The sequence below is a fragment of the Nocardia sp. NBC_01499 genome, from assembly GCF_045040275.1.
GTDB lineage: Bacteria > Actinomycetota > Actinomycetes > Mycobacteriales > Mycobacteriaceae > Nocardia.
This window is the reverse complement of sequence record NZ_CP109426.1, coordinates 8,954,676-8,971,143: the sequence shown is the minus strand read 5'-3', so window position 1 is coordinate 8,971,143 and position 16,468 is coordinate 8,954,676. Positions and strand designations below refer to the sequence as shown.

The 16,468-nt window shown below is 64.2% G+C and carries 9 protein-coding genes, 3 rRNA genes and 1 pseudogene; 3 read left to right on the top strand and 10 right to left on the bottom strand.

The window, feature by feature from the left end; genetic code table 11:
- Nucleotides 1-102 precede the first annotated feature (102 nt).
- The 3 genes from OG203_RS40880 to OG203_RS40870 all read left to right on the top strand — a co-directional run bounded on the left by OG203_RS40880 (nucleotide 103) and on the right by OG203_RS40870 (nucleotide 2,994).
- Nucleotides 103-951 (top strand): M23 family metallopeptidase, encoded by an 849-nt coding sequence (locus tag OG203_RS40880; RefSeq protein ID WP_405168160.1) that lies wholly within the window; start codon nucleotides 103-105, stop codon nucleotides 949-951.
- Between the two features lie 385 nt (nucleotides 952-1,336).
- Nucleotides 1,337-1,756, top strand: coding sequence for an SRPBCC family protein (locus OG203_RS40875; protein WP_405162544.1), 420 nt, complete (start codon nucleotides 1,337-1,339; stop codon nucleotides 1,754-1,756).
- A gap of 329 nt (nucleotides 1,757-2,085) precedes the next feature.
- Nucleotides 2,086-2,994 (top strand): IS5 family transposase, encoded by a 909-nt coding sequence (locus OG203_RS40870; protein ID WP_405162543.1) that lies wholly within the window; start codon nucleotides 2,086-2,088, stop codon nucleotides 2,992-2,994.
- A 131-nt stretch (nucleotides 2,995-3,125) separates the two neighbouring features.
- Here OG203_RS40870 and recN read toward each other — a convergent pair whose 3' ends face one another.
- From recN to OG203_RS40820, 10 genes and pseudogenes are all read right to left on the bottom strand, one after another.
- Complete coding sequence (recN, locus tag OG203_RS40865; RefSeq protein WP_405162542.1) at nucleotides 3,126-4,901, bottom strand: DNA repair protein RecN; 1,776 nt, start codon at nucleotides 4,899-4,901, stop codon at nucleotides 3,126-3,128.
- Entirely contained in the window at nucleotides 4,901-5,872 is a 972-nt protein-coding gene (locus tag OG203_RS40860; RefSeq protein ID WP_405162541.1) for an NAD kinase, read from the bottom strand. Before OG203_RS40860 ends, recN begins: the two co-directional genes overlap by 1 nt.
- Nucleotides 5,869-6,690: a TlyA family RNA methyltransferase gene (locus tag OG203_RS40855; protein WP_405162540.1), complete on the bottom strand. Its 822-nt coding sequence runs from the start codon at nucleotides 6,688-6,690 to the stop codon at nucleotides 5,869-5,871. Before OG203_RS40855 ends, OG203_RS40860 begins: the two co-directional genes overlap by 4 nt.
- 1 nt (nucleotide 6,691) lies before the next feature.
- Complete coding sequence (locus tag OG203_RS40850) at nucleotides 6,692-7,000, bottom strand: hypothetical protein (protein WP_405162539.1); 309 nt, start codon at nucleotides 6,998-7,000, stop codon at nucleotides 6,692-6,694.
- 13 nt (nucleotides 7,001-7,013) lie between these two features.
- On the bottom strand, nucleotides 7,014-7,922 hold the full coding sequence (locus OG203_RS40845; protein ID WP_405162538.1) for an HAD-IIA family hydrolase: 909 nt from the start codon (nucleotides 7,920-7,922) through the stop codon (nucleotides 7,014-7,016).
- A gap of 350 nt (nucleotides 7,923-8,272) precedes the next feature.
- Nucleotides 8,273-8,587 (bottom strand): hypothetical protein, encoded by a 315-nt coding sequence (locus OG203_RS40840; protein ID WP_405162537.1) that lies wholly within the window; start codon nucleotides 8,585-8,587, stop codon nucleotides 8,273-8,275.
- A gap of 350 nt (nucleotides 8,588-8,937) precedes the next feature.
- Nucleotides 8,938-9,984, bottom strand: a pseudogene (locus tag OG203_RS40835) (tetratricopeptide repeat protein); the annotation flags it as partial.
- A 1,107-nt stretch (nucleotides 9,985-11,091) separates the two neighbouring features.
- Nucleotides 11,092-11,208, bottom strand: a 5S ribosomal RNA gene (gene rrf, locus OG203_RS40830).
- Between the two features lie 147 nt (nucleotides 11,209-11,355).
- Nucleotides 11,356-14,494, bottom strand: a 23S ribosomal RNA gene (locus tag OG203_RS40825).
- Nucleotides 14,495-14,835: 341 nt separating this feature from the next.
- Nucleotides 14,836-16,352, bottom strand: a 16S ribosomal RNA gene (locus OG203_RS40820).
- The 16S, 23S and 5S rRNA genes sit together here, the layout of an rRNA operon.
- Between the last annotated feature and the right edge of the window lie 116 nt (nucleotides 16,353-16,468).

The window sequence follows — 16,468 nt, the reverse complement described above, 5'->3', positions numbered from 1 at the left end:
TGGCCGTCGACGGATCAGCGAGCACGGCCGGGCAGTTCATGGCCGGCCGCGGAGCAGCGGACGCGGCCGGGTAATTCGTGGCCGCCAGCGGATCAGCAGCCACTGCCGGACAGTTCGTGGCCCGCGGCGGAGCAGTGGTCACAGTCGGGTGAGCAGTGGGCGCAGTCGGCCGACCCGTGGCCCCCGGCAGATCCGCAGCCATCGCCCGTCGCCGACCTTCCGGTACAACGCAAGCGCCGCGGCGGCAAGCATCGGATGCCAGCGCCGCCCGCCGCGCTGAAGGGCCGCGCCGCCATCGTCGCGGTTGCCGCCGGTGCGCTCGTCGCCGCCGGGCAGAACTTCTTGACAACCAATGACAAACCGCCCGTGGAAACCGTCGCCCCGATGGCGCTCGGCCAGCCACAGGCATTCGAACCGGCACCGCCCACCGCCACCGAACCGGGGCTGCTCGACGAGGGACCGGCCGACCTCGGTCAGTTCAGCGACATCCTGAGCAACGGCAGCAAGGTCGCCGACGAGATGTCGGCCGAGGCCGCCGCGAAGCTGCGCCCGCTGTTCATGAAGTTCACCTCGGGCACCTTCACGTCTGGCTACGGAATGCGCTGGGGCGCACTGCATCCCGGCGTTGATATCGCCGCACCCATCGGCACCCCGATCGTCGCGGTCGAGGACGGCACCGTCATCAGCTCGGGACCGGCCGCCGGATTCGGCATGTGGGTGCGCCTGCTCGGCGACGACGGCACGATCACGGTGTACGGCCACATCAACACGTCACTGGTCAACATCGGCCAGCGCGTGCTGGCGGGCGACCAGATCGCCACGGTCGGCAACCGCGGCGAGGCCACCGGACCGCACTGCCACTTCGAGGTCTGGCTCAACGGCACCAACCGCATCGACCCGCTCCCCTGGCTCGCCACCCGCGGCATCAGCCTCGGCCCCGAACGCGACTAGTTCGAGGTCGGTCTGCGGCATCAGCCTCGGCCCCGAACGTGACCAGCCCGAGGTCGGTCTGCGGCATCAGCCTCGGCCCCCAACGTGACCAGCCCGAGGTCGGTCTGCGGCATCAGCCTCGGCCCCCAACGTGACCAGCCCGAGGTCGGTCTACGGCATCAGCATCAGCCCCAACGTGACCAGCCCGAGGTCGGTCTGCGCGGCGCCTGCTGACGGCACGATTGCCGGAACCAACCGCGCTGCGCCTACTCGAAGCGACCGCGGCCGCCGAGCGCCCCGACGATGCGTCGAGCCAACTGTCTGTGACACCGGTTACATCAGCGCACTGGCCGCCAAGGTGATACCTATATGCTGCCCGTCACAGGTAACTCGAAGAGGAGACCCCATGGCCAGCACGACCGTCGACGCCATCATCGCCGCCCCGCGCGATGTGGTGTATCGGCTCTTCGCCGACCGCGAGAGCATCAGCCCATACCTCCCGATCCAGGTCAAGCTGACGAAGCCGGGCCTGACCGAGCGCGAAGGGGTCGGCGCACAACACCTGCTCGGGGTCGGCCCGGTCGGCATCACCGAGGAGATCACCAAGCTGGTGCCCGGCGAGCGGATGGAATACAAGATCGTCAAGGGCGCCCCGGTGAAACGGCACGTCGGCGTGGTGACCTTCGCCGACGCCGACAACGGCACCCTGGTCTCCTACACGATGGAGTCCGAGCCCAGCCTCCCTGTGCCCGCCAAGGTCCTCGAGTTCGGCCTCAAGAACCTCATCACCCAGTTCATCAAGGCCGCGCAGAAGGCAGTGCGCTAGTCGCCCGGCTGGCGACCCGGCCGCTGCCCCAACAGCCGCACGCCTTCTGATGTCCCGCACCGCGACTCGCCGCACAAACACGCGTGCGGATGTCAGAAGGCGTGCGACTGCGCTTGACAGTCGCGCCGACCTTCTCAGCGCGCGAGCGCCAGCAGTCTCTCATCGAGGCGGCATAGAAGGCGTGCGCTAGGGCCTGTTTCATAAGTGCTGGGGCAGCGCAGATGAGCTGAAAGTTGTTGCGGTGGTTGGCGTGTTGGTGACCTGATGCGAGGGAGGTCTCCGGTAAAGGGGTTTAGCGACCAAGCAAAACCTTGAATACCGGAGACCTCGTGACCAGCGTATCGGTCGCGGGGCGTGCGGATCTGACCGATGCCCAGTGGGCGCGGTTGGAGCCGTTGCTGCCCCGTGGTGTGAAGGCGGGCCGTCCGCCGAAGTGGACGAAACGGCAGCTCATCGACGGGATCCGGTGGCGGACCCGCACCGGCACGCCGTGGCGGGATGTGCCGGTGCGGTATGGGCAGTGGCAGACGATCTATGGGCTGTTCCGGCGCTGGCAGCGTGGCGGGAGGTGGGCCTTGATCCTGAAAATGTTGCAGGCCTTCGCTGATGCTGTCGGCGCGATCATCTGGCAGATCAGTGTGGACTCCACCATCATGCGGGCCCACCAGCACGCCGCTGGCGCCCGCCGCGACGGCGACGGGCAGAAACATCCACCCGGCGGGGTCGAAGTCGAACCCGCCGACCACGCGCTGGGTCGCTCGCGTGGCGGATGGACCACGAAACTGCACCTGGCCTGTGAGCAGGGCCTACGGCCTCTGGCGTTGCTACTGACCGGCGGCCAAGCCGGTGACAGCCCGCATTTCGCCGCCGTGCTCGCCTCGATCCGAGTGCCACGCCTCGGACTGGGCAGGGCGCGGGTCCGACCAGATCGGGTCCTGGCCGATAAGGCCTACTCCTCCCGCGCCAACCGCGCCTACCTGCGCCAACGCGGGATCAAAGCCACCATCGCAATCCCGGGTGACCAGGTGGCTCACCGCCGTAACCGCGGCTCGGCCGGCGGTCGGGCACCGGCCTTCGACTCCGAGGCTTACCGAAACCGCAACGCTGTCGAACGCGGCATCAACCAGCTCAAGCAACACCGTGCTGTCGCAACCAGATACGACAAACTCGCCGTCCGCTACCTGGCCACGATCCACATCGCCGCCATCAACCAGTGGCTCCGATGCCCCGACTTATGAAACAAGCCCTAGTCGCTCTTACCGGGCGGCGGGTACCGCAGCCGAGTCGGCACCCATAGGCTTCCCGCCACGACTCGATACCGGTCTCCGCCGTGATGATGGCATCGATGACATTGGACCGCAGGCGACTGTCAGACCGTCGCTCCGGACTTCTCCGCGCGGGCGAGGTCGAGGAGTTCCTCGGCGTGGGCTCGGCCGGTCTCGGTGTCGTCCAAACCGGCCAGCATGCGGGCTAATTCGATGACACGCTCGTCTTTGGTCAGGGCGTGCACACCGCTGTTGACCTTGCCCTTGCCGTCGTCGGACTTGTCGACCACCAGGTGGGTGTCGGCGAAGGCGGCGACCTGGGGCAGGTGGGTTACCACGATGACCTGGTGGGTGCGCGCGAGGCGGGCCAGCCTGCGGCCGATCTCGACCGCCGCGCGGCCGCCGACGCCCGCATCTACCTCATCGAACACCATGGTCGCGCCGTGATCGGAGCTGGCGAGCACCACTTCGAGGGCGAGCATTACCCGCGACAGCTCACCGCCGGATGCGCTCTTGCTCAACGGAAGTGACTGCGCACCCGAGTGCGCGGACAACCGGAATTCCACCTCGTCGATGCCTGATGACCCGGCGTGCAGTTCTTTTCCGTCGATGGTCAGCGGCGCGGAATCCTGCGGACCCGCTGGCATCGGACGCACCTCGACCTCGAGCCGCGCCTTACCCATTGCCAGACCACCCAATTCGGCACTCACCGCCGACCCGAGCTTGCCCGCCGCCTTCTTACGCGCGGCACTCAGTTTGCGCGCCGCCTCCCTGACCCGCTCGGCCGCGATATCGACCTCGGCCGCCAACGCCGCCAGGGTCTCCTCGGACACGTCGAGCGAGCCGAGCCGGGCGCGCGCGTCGTCCGCCCAGGCGATCACGCCGTCGATATCGGGCGCGTACTTGCGGGTCAGCGACTTGAGCTCGGCCTGCCTGGTGAGCAGCGAGTCAAGGGCGCCGGGATCCGAGGGCAGATCCGACAGGTAGCCACTGAGTTCGGTGGTCAGATCCACCACCACCGCGATGGCCTCGCCGAGCCGAGGCCCGAGCGCGGTCAGCGCGGGATCGTCGGCCGAGTCGATGCGGGCGAGCGCGGCGCCGAGCAATTCCAGTGCGCCGGAACCCTCTTCGGGCGAATCGACGGGACCGGCGAGCGCGTCGTGCGCGGTCGTCGCGCCCTCGCGCAGCGAATCGAGATCGCTGAGCCTGCGCACCTCGTCGACGATGCGCACGTCCTCGCCGGGTTCCGGTGCGATGGCGTCGATTTCGGAAAGCGAATGCTGCAGCCGGTCCGCCTCCTGCGCCAATTCCCTACTGCGCGCGGTCCGTTCGAGCAGTTCGGTGCGTGCGTCCAGCCAGGAGCGGCGCTGCACACCGTATTTGCGCAGCAGCGGTCCGACGGTCTCGGCGGCGAACTGGTCCAGCGCGGACAACTGCTGATCGGGGCGCTGCAACCGCAGCTGATCGTTCTGGCCGTGCACCGTCAGCAGCGGCGCGGTGAAATCGGCGAGCACCGAGGCAGGCACGCCACGCCCGCCCAGATGCGCACGGGAACGACCGTCGCTACCGACCGTGCGGATCGCGATGATGCTGCCATCGTCATCCTGTTCGGCCGCAGCCGATTCCAGCACCTGCGCCACTTCCGCGCGCGCGGCGTCGTTGACGTCGTCGACGGTGAACCGGCCCTCCACCACCGCACGGGCGGCACCTAGCCGCACCCGGCCCGCGTCGGCCCGCGCACCGCTCAGCAGGTGCAGGCTGGTGACCACCATGGTCTTACCCGCACCGGTCTCGCCGGTGAGAACAGTGAGACCCTCGTGGAATTGCGCAGTGGCCGTCGATATAACGCCAAGGCCATCAATCCTGATCTCTGTCAGCACTAGTCCTCACCCACCCCGCCGGCTGCCGTACCCGGGCTGCTCTCCGTTCGCCGTCGGCCACGCCAGCCTGTCACGGGCAATTGGAACTTGCGCACCATCCGGTCCGCGAACGGCGCGGAATCGAGCCGCACCCACTGCACCGGTTGTGCGCCGCGGACTGCCTCCAGGCGGCTGCCGCGTGGCAGCTCGATGCTGCGCCTGCCATCCAGGAAAACTATCGCATCGTGACCGGTGGCCACGCATTCCACCGCGATCCTCGACTCCGGGCTCGCCACCAGCGGCCGCGCGAACAACGCGTGCGCGTTGCTCGGAACCACCAGCAGCGCTTCGAGTTCCGGCCACACCACCGGGCCGCCCGCGGAAAACGCGTACGCGGTCGAGCCGGTAGGGGTGGAGATCAGAATGCCGTCGCAGCCGAACGCCGACACCGGCCGCCCGTCCACCTCCAGCACCAACTCCAGCACGCCTGTCCGCGAGGCGTTTTCGATGCTCGCCTCGTTGAGCGCCCAGCCGGTCTGCACCACAACGTCGTCCACCCTGACGGTGACGTCGATGGTCATCCGCTGCTCGATGCGGTAGTCGCCCCGAACCACGTGTGCCAGTGCGTCATCCAGATTCTCGGCCTCGGCCTCGGTCAGAAAACCGATGCGGCCCAGGTTGATTCCCAGCACCGGCACCCCGGCCGGGCGGGCGAGTTCGGCGGCACGCAGGAAGGTGCCGTCACCACCGAGCACCAGCACGATCTCGCAGCCGACGGCGGCTTCCGGGCCGTGTTCGACCACCCGCACCGGGTAACCGCCCGGCTCGGCCTCGAACCTGGTGTCGACGGCCTCATCGGCGAGCACCCGCAGGCAGATGCCCGCGTCCGCGAAGATCTTCGCCACCCGGTGGGCGGTCTCGATGATCTCCGCCCGGCCCGGATGCGCAACCAGCAGGATCTCCCGGCCACCGGACCTGGTCGGCGCGTTCACTCTGGACCCTCCTCAACCGCACGCTCGACGAGAGCAGCGACTCGCTCACCATCGTCTTCCGGCTGCCCGTTCTTGCGCAGCCACACAAAGTATTCGACATTGCCCGACGGGCCAGGCAACGGGCTCGCCACTACGGCTTCGGTGCGCAGGCCGAGCGCCGCGGCCGCGGTGGCGACCTCGCGGACCGCTTCGGCGCGCAACGCCGGATCACGCACCACGCCACCGGTGCCGACACGATCCTTGCCGACCTCGAACTGCGGCTTCACCATCGGCAGCAGGTCACCGCCGGGCGCGGTGCACGCGGCCAGCGCGGGCAGGACAAGGCCGAGCGAGATGAACGACAGGTCACCGACGACCAATTCGACTGTGCCGCCGATGGTTTCGGTGGTGATGCTGCGCACGTTGGTGCGATCGACGACGCGCACCCGGTCGTCGTTCTGCAGCCGCCAGATCAGCTGGCCGTAGCCGACGTCCACCGCGATCACCTCGCGGGCCTCGCGCGAGAGCAGCACGTCGGTGAAACCGCCGGTCGACGCACCAGCATCGAGGCAGCGCTTACCCGCGATGGTGAGCCCGGCCGGCTCGAACGCCTCCAGGGCGCCGAGTAGCTTGTGCGCGCCCCGCGAAGCCCACGACACCTCGTCGGGCTGCTCACGGACCAGCAGCGGTGTGCCCGCCTCGACGGCGGTCGCCGGTTTCACGGCGACCGTTCCAGCTATCAGGACGCGACCGGCGCCGATCAGCTCGACCGCGTGTTCCCGCGATCTCGCCAATCCGCGGCGAACCAGTTCGGCGTCAACGCGCGCGCGTCTGGCCACCTCAGATCTTGTCCACCGTGGCCAGTGCCTGCACGAGCACGTCGTGTGCCTGCTCGAGGATGCGCGCGCGGCGGGTGATGTCCGTGCCGGACTCGGCGCCCTCGGCCGCGGTCGGTGAGCCCGGCCAGCTGGTGCGCGTGGCGAGTTCGGTGAGCAGGCCGTCGATCTCGCTACGGATGCGCTCCGGGTCGGCCGGCTCCGGGCGCCCTGGCGCGCCAGGCAGATGCTGGCCTGGCAGCGGGGCCCCGGGGCGGGGGCCGTTCGCGCCGGGCATACCTGGGCCGGTGGGGCGGGGCATGGGAGTAGTCATCGTGGCGTCAACGCTATCGGATTTCCGAACCAGACGCGCGTACCGTCACGGCTCGTCCCGGGTTGCGCCGCAACCGGTCGGCCAGGTCCGCGGCGAGGTCGCTCGGATCCATGTCCGTTTCGGCCGGTATCGGCGGATAGTTCAGCGCGTCCAGCGAATCCGCGACGTAAGTAGGAATGAACTCCGCGGACGCGTCTTTCAGCTCGTCGAGGGTGCTGACGCCGGTCAATACCAGCAGCGATTCGAGGCCGACAGCGTTCGCGCCTTCGATGTCGGTGTCGAGGCGGTCGCCGACCACCAGTGCGCTGCGGGTTCCGGCGCGCACGAGCGCGTCTTCGAGCAGGGGCGCGTAGGGCTTGCCCGCCACGATCGGTTCGCGATCGGAGGCGGTGCGCAAGGCCGCGACCATCGACCCGTTGCCCGGCCCGAGGCCGCGCTCGGTCGGCAGGGTTTTGTCGGTGTTGGCCGCGACCCACAGCGCGTCCGCGCGCAGGGCGTATGCCGCTTCGGCGATATCGGCCCAGCAGGTCTGCGGCGAATGTCCTTGCACGACAGCGGCGGGCGGGGTGCCGTCGAAGCGGCGGATCGGACGCAAACCCACCGCGGTCACCTCGGCGGCCAGATCGTCGGTGCCGACAACGAGCACGTCCGCGCCCGGCTCGAGCCGTTCGGCGAGCAGTCGCGCGGCGGCCTGCGCGCTCGTCACCACCTCATCGGTGGTCGCGCGGAAGCCGAGCCGCGTCAGATGTGCGGCGACCGTCTCCGGCGCCCTGCTCGCGTTGTTCGTGACGTACATGAGCCGCTGCGCGGGCCCATCGTCGGCCAACGCCGCCGGCGCACCCTCGATCACCGCGTCGCCGCGGTACAGGGTGCCGTCCAGATCCAGCAGCAACGCTTCGTACCGATCTCGTAGCCGTCCCACACCACTCTCCGTGTCACCGATCGGCCCAGTGCCGAACTCCGCCCCGCCGAGGCGGTTGCCCTCGCCGGTCCGAGACATCCGAACAATACGCCAGCGGACCGACAGGAAGCTCGTCCGCCTCTCCGCGTATTCAGGCCAGGCTGAGGTGCGGGGAGGGTTGCGTTGGCGGCCGGCGGTGTTGTGGCAAGTTGGGTTAGCCGGTACCCGGGGAGTTACCCATGTGCCAGCGAGATCAGTTGTGGCGGATGGCATATAGGGGTGGCCATTGGGACATGACGGCGGTAGATCGTGGGGTACCGCACCGTCATGTCCCGCTCGCCACGTCTAGTTCTAGGACGCGGTGGGGTGAATCAGCTTGTGACGCAGTTGCCTGCGCCGTCGGCCTTGCCTGCCTTCGGCGACATGATGCCGGGGATGGAGCAGTCCGTGTCCTTGGGCATCGGGACGAACTGGACGGTGTCTTCGCCGGTCTTGTGGCAGGTCGCCGTGGCGGCCACGCCGCCGGGCAGGTTGATGCTCTCGGTGTATTCGAGGCCCGCTTGTTCGCAAGCGGCCTTGGCCTGCTGGCCGTAGTTGGACGGCTCGGCGTTGGCCGATGCGGCACCCATCGCGGTCAACGCGGCGGCAGCCAAGCCGACGAATACAGTGACCCGGACACTACTCATCGTGAATCTCCTTGAAATCGGACGTCCCCGAACGTATCGCTGACCCGTCTCGCTTGATCGGCCACGCCCACCGAAGTCGGCATACCCGTAGCGATTTCGCGCCACGAGAACAATACGCGGTCCACGCAAGGCTAGTGAGCATTCCGCCGAAGAGTCCAACCCCCGACGAACAGCGAATCCTGCTGAACCGCCCAGCAATCCAGGAAACTGGTCGTCATGCTTCGACGGCCACTGCCGGACTTCGCACAGCTACTCTCCCTCGCACACCTCGGCCAGCTAACTGGTGGGTATGTGAGGGGCGAAGCTGATATGCGAAGTTGCCCAACGGATATGCAGGGGGTTGGCTGGGGTTATAGCTCTAGGTTGTCGCCGGGGTGGGTGGGGCCGGTCAGTTCTTCGGCGCGTTCTTCTGCGTCGGTTTCGCCGTCGAGGTCTGCCGAGGCCGCGTTGAGGAACCAGGTCAGGCCCTCGTCGGTGCGGCCTGCGGCGACGAGGGCGTCGGCGTAGGCGTAGAAGAGGCGGGCAGCGGCGGAGCCGGTGCGCGACGGGTCGAGTTCGGAGGTTTGCAGAGTGACCACGGCCTGGTCGTATTCGCCGAGGTCCATCCGGGCGCCCGCGACGACGATGCGCAGTTCGGTGGCTTCGTCACCGGTCAGGGCGCGGGCCTCGTCGCTGCGGCCGAGTTCGATGGCGCGTTCGGGGCGGCCTAGGCCGCGTTCGCAGTCTGCCATCACCGCGAGCAGGCCGGAGCCGCCGGACATGCGGCGGGCGGTGCGCAGCTCGGAGAGAGCTTCGGCCCATTCGCCCGCGTGATACGCGGTGACGCCCGCGGTTTCGCGAACGACCGCGATGCGGCCCGCGCGCTGCCGTGCGGCACGAGCGTGCGCGAGGGCAAGGCGTGGGTCGTCGTCGATCAATTTGGCCGCCATCACCAAATGGCGCGCCACGGCTTCCGCGTTGGACTTGTCCAGGCTCAGCAGGTCGCGGCGGACAGCGGGCTCCAGATCGGTCGGCTGCACGTCATCGGGGAGATCGGGCTCCTCAGGACGCGGCGGACGCCGATCCTGCGAACGGTCGCCACCGGCACCACTGCGAGCACCCTCACCGCCGCGACGCCGATCGTCCGATCCGCTACCCCGCGAATCGCTACCCCGGTCGAACCCACCGCGTCCGCCGGAATCACCACCGCGCTTGAAACCGCCACGATCACCGGAATCACGCTGGCCACCCGAGTCGCCACCACGGTTGAACCCGCCGCGATCACCCGAGCCACCGCTGCGATTGAATCCACCACGATCGCTGGAGCCACCGCTGCGGTTGAAACCGCCACGGTCGCCCGAGTCACTGCCGCGATTGAATCCACCACGGTCGCTGGAACTTCCACGGCCCGAATCACTACGCCCGGTCGAGTCGCCGCGATTGAAACCGCTACGTCCCGAATCACCGCCGCGATTGAAACCGCCGCGATCGCCCGAAGATCCGCCGCGATCACCGGAGCTGCCGCCACTACGGTTGAATCCGCCACGGTCGCCGGAACCACTACTGCGATTGAAGCCGCCGCGATCACCGGAACCACCGTCACGGTTGGAACCGCCGCGATCGCTGGAACCACCGCTGCGATTGAACCCACCGCGATCGCCGGAGTCGCTACTGCGATTGAAACCGCCGCGGCCGCCCGAGTCACTGCCGCGGTTGAAACCGCCACGCTCGCTGGAACTTCCACGGCTGGAATCGCTACGCCCGGTCGAGTCGCCGCTGCGTTTGAAGCCACCGCGGTCACCGGACGCACTGTCATGGCTCGAGCCACTGCGATCGTTGGAGTCACCACCACGGTTGAAACCACCACGGTTGCCCGAGTCGCCACTGCGGTTGAACCCGCCACGGTCGCCGGAACCACCGCTGCGGTTGAACCCGCCGCGTTCATTGGAGTCACCGCTGCGGTTGAAACCACCGCGATCGCCGGAACCGCCGCTGCGGTTGGCGCCGCCACGATTGTCCGAGTCGCCACTACGGTTGGCGCTGCCTGAGGCACCGGCGTCGCCGCGGCGATTGAAGCCGCCTCGCTCGCCGGAGCCCTCGCGGCGCTGGTATCCACCGCGCTCGCCCGAGTCGGTCCGGTCACCGGAGGTACCGCGCTGGGCGGAGCCGCGGTCGTTGGAGTCGTTGCTTCGTTTGAAGCCGCCGCGCTGGCCGCTTTCACGGTCCTGGCGGGTTTTGGAGGAGTCGCTGTCGGCCCCACCGCCGCCCTGAGCTGGGCGATCGGATCCCTCGCCGCGCCCGGAGGACTTCCGGTCGTCGTTCTGTTCCGACACGGTGATCCCTTTCTGAGGTCCGCAAGAGTGGTCGGGGCCCCACAAATTCAATCACGTGTCTTGGTGGGGGCCTGACACGGCTGATCTTTGCGAGCGTCCTGCAAGCAGTCGCAAGCGATGTCGTCTTGGCACGTCAAGGTGCTGAAACGACGATAGGGGACCCAGAATCTGGGTCCCCTATCGTGAAGGATGTTCCGGCGGTGTCCTACTCTCCCACACCCTGTCGAGTGCAGTACCATCGGCGCTGGCAGGCTTAGCTTCCGGGTTCGGAATGGGACCGGGCGTTTCCCTGCCGCTATGGCCGCCGTAACTCTATGAAACTGTCACACTCCGTGTCCCAGGTTCACCAATGGGGGTAAATCTCAGGGGCCTGCGGCCCCTGAAACCCCACCTCGAACCCGTGAACACGGATCGTGTGTTGTTTCAGATACTGCACAGTGGACGCGTAGCTTCTTTGTTGGTAAGTCCTCGGCCGATTAGTACCAGTCACCTACACCCGTTACCGGGCTTCCAGTTCTGGCCTATCAACCCCATGGTCTGTGGGGGGCCTTAACCACTCGAAGGTGGTGAGAAACCTCATCTTGGAACAGGCTTCCCGCTTAGATGCTTTCAGCGGTTATCCCTTCCGAACGTAGCTAACCAGCAGTGCTCCTGGCGGAACAACTGGCACACCAGAGGTTCGTCCGTCCCGGTCCTCTCGTACTAGGGACAGCCTTCCTCAAGTTTCTGACGCGCGCGGCGGATAGAGACCGAACTGTCTCACGACGTTCTAAACCCAGCTCGCGTGCCGCTTTAATGGGCGAACAGCCCAACCCTTGGGACCTACTCCAGCCCCAGGATGCGACGAGCCGACATCGAGGTGCCAAACCATCCCGTCGATATGGACTCTTGGGGAAGATCAGCCTGTTATCCCCGGGGTACCTTTTATCCGTTGAGCGACACCGCTTCCACTTGCCGGTGCCGGATCACTAGTCCCGACTTTCGTCCCTGCTCGAGCTGTCGCTCTCACAGTCAAGCTCCCTTGTGCACTTGCACTCGACACCTGATTGCCAACCAGGCTGAGGGAACCTTTGGGCGCCTCCGTTACATTTTAGGAGGCAACCGCCCCAGTTAAACTACCCACCAGGCACTGTCCCTGAACCAGATCATGGTCCGAGGTTAGAAGTCCAATACGATCAGAGTGGTATTTCAACGATGACTCCACAAACACTAGCGTGCCCGCTTCACAGTCTCCCACCTATCCTACACAAACCGTACCGAACACCAATACCAAGCTATAGTGAAGGTCCCGGGGTCTTTTCGTCCTGCCGCGCGTAACGAGCATCTTTACTCGTAATGCAATTTCGCCGAGTCTGTGGTTGAGACAGCTGAGAAGTCGTTACGCCATTCGTGCAGGTCGGAACTTACCCGACAAGGAATTTCGCTACCTTAGGATGGTTATAGTTACCACCGCCGTTTACCGGGGCTTAAATTCTCAGCTTCGCACCCAAAAGTGCTAACCGGTCCTCTTAACCTTCCGGCACCGGGCAGGCGTCAGTCCGTATACATCGTCTTACGACTTCGCACGGACCTGTGTTTTTAGTAAACAGTCGCTTCTCACTGGTCTCTGCGACCACCCCCAGCTCAGGAAGCAAGTTCCGTCACCGGTTGTGGTCCCCCTTCTCCCGAAGTTACGGGGGCATTTTGCCGAGTTCCTTAACCACAGTTCTCTCGATCGCCTTAGTATTCTCTACCTGACCACCTGTGTCGGTTTGGGGTACGGGCCGTGTACCAACTCACTAGAGGCTTTTCTCGGCAGCATAGGATCACTGAATTCGCCTCAATCGGCTACGCATCACCTCTCAGGCTATATGCGGTGCGGATTTGCCTACACCACGCCCTACAGGCTTACACCAGTACAACCACTGACTGGCCCAGCTACCTTCCTGCGTCACCCCATCGCTTGACTACTACCAGCCAGGGTCATGTGCATCCCTCCACTCGAGACCCGAAGGTCTTCTCGGAAGTTCAGGACACTTAGCACAACTGATTCATCATGGGCGCGGATACACGGGTACGGGAATATCAACCCGTTGTCCATCGACTACGCCTGTCGGCCTCGCCTTAGGTCCCGACTCACCCTGGGCGGATTAACCTGGCCCAGGAACCCTTGGTCATTCGGCGGACGAGTTTCTCACTCGTCTTTCGCTACTCATGCCTGCATTCTCACTCCCATAGCCTCCACAACTAGGTCACCCTGCTGCTTCCATGGCTATAGGACGCTCCCCTACCCATCCACACCGCTGCACACACCCCCGTAGAGATGTGCGGACGTATTGTGTGAATGCCGCGGCTTCGGCGGTGTACTTGAGCCCCGCTACATTGTCGGCGCAAAATCACTTGACCAGTGAGCTATTACGCACTCTTTCAAGGGTGGCTGCTTCTAAGCCAACCTCCTGGTTGTCTTCGCGACTTCACATCCTTTTCCACTTAGTACACGCTTAGGGGCCTTAGCCGGCGATCTGGGCTGTTTCCCTCTCGACTACGAAGCTTATCCCCCGCAGTCTCACTGCCACGCTCTCACACACCGGCATTCGGAGTTTGGCTGATTTCGGTAAGCTTGTAGGCCCCCTAGACCATCCAGTAGCTCTACCTCCGGCGTGAAACACGTGACGCTGCACCTAAATGCATTTCGGGGAGAACCAGCTATCACGGAGTTTGATTGGCCTTTCACCCCTACCCACAGCTCATCCCCTCAGTTTTCAACCTAAGTGGGTTCGGGCCTCCACGACGTCTTACCGTCGCTTCACCCTGGCCATGGGTAGATCACTCCGCTTCGGGTCTAGAACATGCGACTCAGGAACGCCCTATTCGGACTCGCTTTCGCTACGGCTACCCCACACGGGTTAACCTCGCCACATGCCACTAACTCGCAGGCTCATTCTTCAAAAGGCACGCCATCACCCACAGTCAACCAAATGACTCACAGGCTTTGACGGATTGTAAGCGCACGGTTTCAGGTACTATTTCACTCCCCTCCCGGGGTACTTTTCACCTTTCCCTCACGGTACTAGTCCGCTATCGGTCACCAGGGAGTATTCAGGCTTACCGGGTGGTCCCGGCAGATTCACAGCAGATTTCACGGGCCCGCTGCTACTCGGGTACTCACTACAAGAGCCGCTGAGTTTTCGTCTACGGGATTCTCACCCTCTACGACAGGCCGTTCCAGACCACTTCGACTAACACAACGGTTTCTGACTCTCGCTCACTACGGCAGTAGTAAGAAAGTGAGCCCCACTACCCCACACACGCAACCCCTGCCGGGTATCACACGTGCATGGTTTAGCCTCTTCCGCTTTCGCTCGCCACTACTCACGGAATCACTATTGTTTTCTCTTCCTGTGGGTACTGAGATGTTTCACTTCCCCACGTTCCCTCCACACACCCTATATATTCAGATGCGGGTAACACGACATCACTCGTGCTGGGTTTCCCCATTCGGAAATCCTCGGATCTCAGCTCGGTTGACAGCTCCCCGAGGCTTATCGCAGCCTCCTACGTCCTTCATCGGCTCCTGGTGCCAAGGCATCCACCGTACGCTCTTAAACACTTACTAACAAAGATGCTCGCGTCCACTGTGCAGTTCTCAAACAACACACAAAACCCGGCTTCGATCACCACCATGCCCACCATCTCCGAAGAAATAATGCGGTCTGCGTGACCACCGGATCTTGTCGTTTGTTTTGATATCCAGAAAGTGCAGACAGCGTCTGTGCTTTCAGGACCCAATAGTGTGTCGGTATATCACCGCGGAACAAGACTGAGCTCGTTCCGAGTGCGATGAGGTTGTCAGCGTTCCACCCATGAGCGTCCGCGGTCCCACGAATGGGGACACAAACGGTCTCTGACGCGGTCGAAACGACTCTTCGAACCGACCAGCGTAGAAGTGCTCCTTAGAAAGGAGGTGATCCAGCCGCACCTTCCGGTACGGCTACCTTGTTACGACTTCGTCCCAATCGCCAATCCCACCTTCGACGGCTCCCTCCCACAAGGGGTTAGGCCACCGGCTTCGGGTGTTACCGACTTTCATGACGTGACGGGCGGTGTGTACAAGGCCCGGGAACGTATTCACCGCAGCGTTGCTGATCTGCGATTACTAGCGACTCCAACTTCACGGGGTCGAGTTGCAGACCCCGATCCGAACTGAGACCGGCTTTAAGGGATTCGCTCCACCTCGCGGTATCGCAGCCCTCTGTACCGGCCATTGTAGCATGTGTGAAGCCCTGGACATAAGGGGCATGATGACTTGACGTCGTCCCCACCTTCCTCCGAGTTGACCCCGGCAGTCTCTCACGAGTCCCCGCCATTACGCGCTGGCAACATAAGATAAGGGTTGCGCTCGTTGCGGGACTTAACCCAACATCTCACGACACGAGCTGACGACAGCCATGCACCACCTGTACACCGACCACAAGGGGGCCTACATCTCTGCAGGTTTCCGGTGTATGTCAAACCCAGGTAAGGTTCTTCGCGTTGCATCGAATTAATCCACATGCTCCGCCGCTTGTGCGGGCCCCCGTCAATTTCTTTGAGTTTTAGCCTTGCGGCCGTACTCCCCAGGCGGGGTACTTAATGCGTTAGCTACGGCACGGATCCCGTGGAAGGAAACCCACACCTAGTACCCACCGTTTACGGCATGGACTACCAGGGTATCTAATCCTGTTTGCTACCCATGCTTTCGCTTCTCAGCGTCAGTTACTTCCCAGAGACCCGCCTTCGCCACCGGTGTTCCTCCTGATATCTGCGCATTTCACCGCTACACCAGGAATTCCAGTCTCCCCTGAAGTACTCTAGTCTGCCCGTATCGCCTGCAAGCTTAAGGTTGAGCCCCAAGTTTTCACAGAAGACGCGACAGACCGCCTACAAGCTCTTTACGCCCAGTAATTCCGGACAACGCTCGCACCCTACGTATTACCGCGGCTGCTGGCACGTAGTTGGCCGGTGCTTCTTCTACAGGTACCGTCACTTTCGCTTCGTCCCTGTCGAAAGGAGTTTACAACCCGAAGGCCGTCATCCTCCACGCGGCGTCGCTGCATCAGGCTTTCGCCCATTGTGCAATATTCCCCACTGCTGCCTCCCGTAGGAGTCTGGGCCGTGTCTCAGTCCCAGTGTGGCCGGTCACCCTCTCAGGTCGGCTACCCGTCGTCGCCTTGGTGGGCCGTTACCCCGCCAACAAGCTGATAGGCCGCGGGCCCATCTCGCACCGATAAATCTTTCCACCACGAAACATGCGTCCCATGGTCATATCCGGTATTAGACCCAGTTTCCCAGGCTTATCCCGAAGTGCGAGGCAGATCACCCACGTGTTACTCACCCGTTCGCCGCTCGTGTACCCGAAGGCCTTACCGCTCGACTTGCATGTGTTAAGCACGCCGCCAGCGTTCGTCCTGAGCCAGAATCAAACTCTCCGTTGAAGACTCTTGACACACTCCGAAGAGCGAATCAGAAATATCTAAACTAGAGTCCGAAAATCTAGCAAAATAAAACGCCAGCAAAAAGATTTGCTGACTAAATGTCCGACCTCATCAAC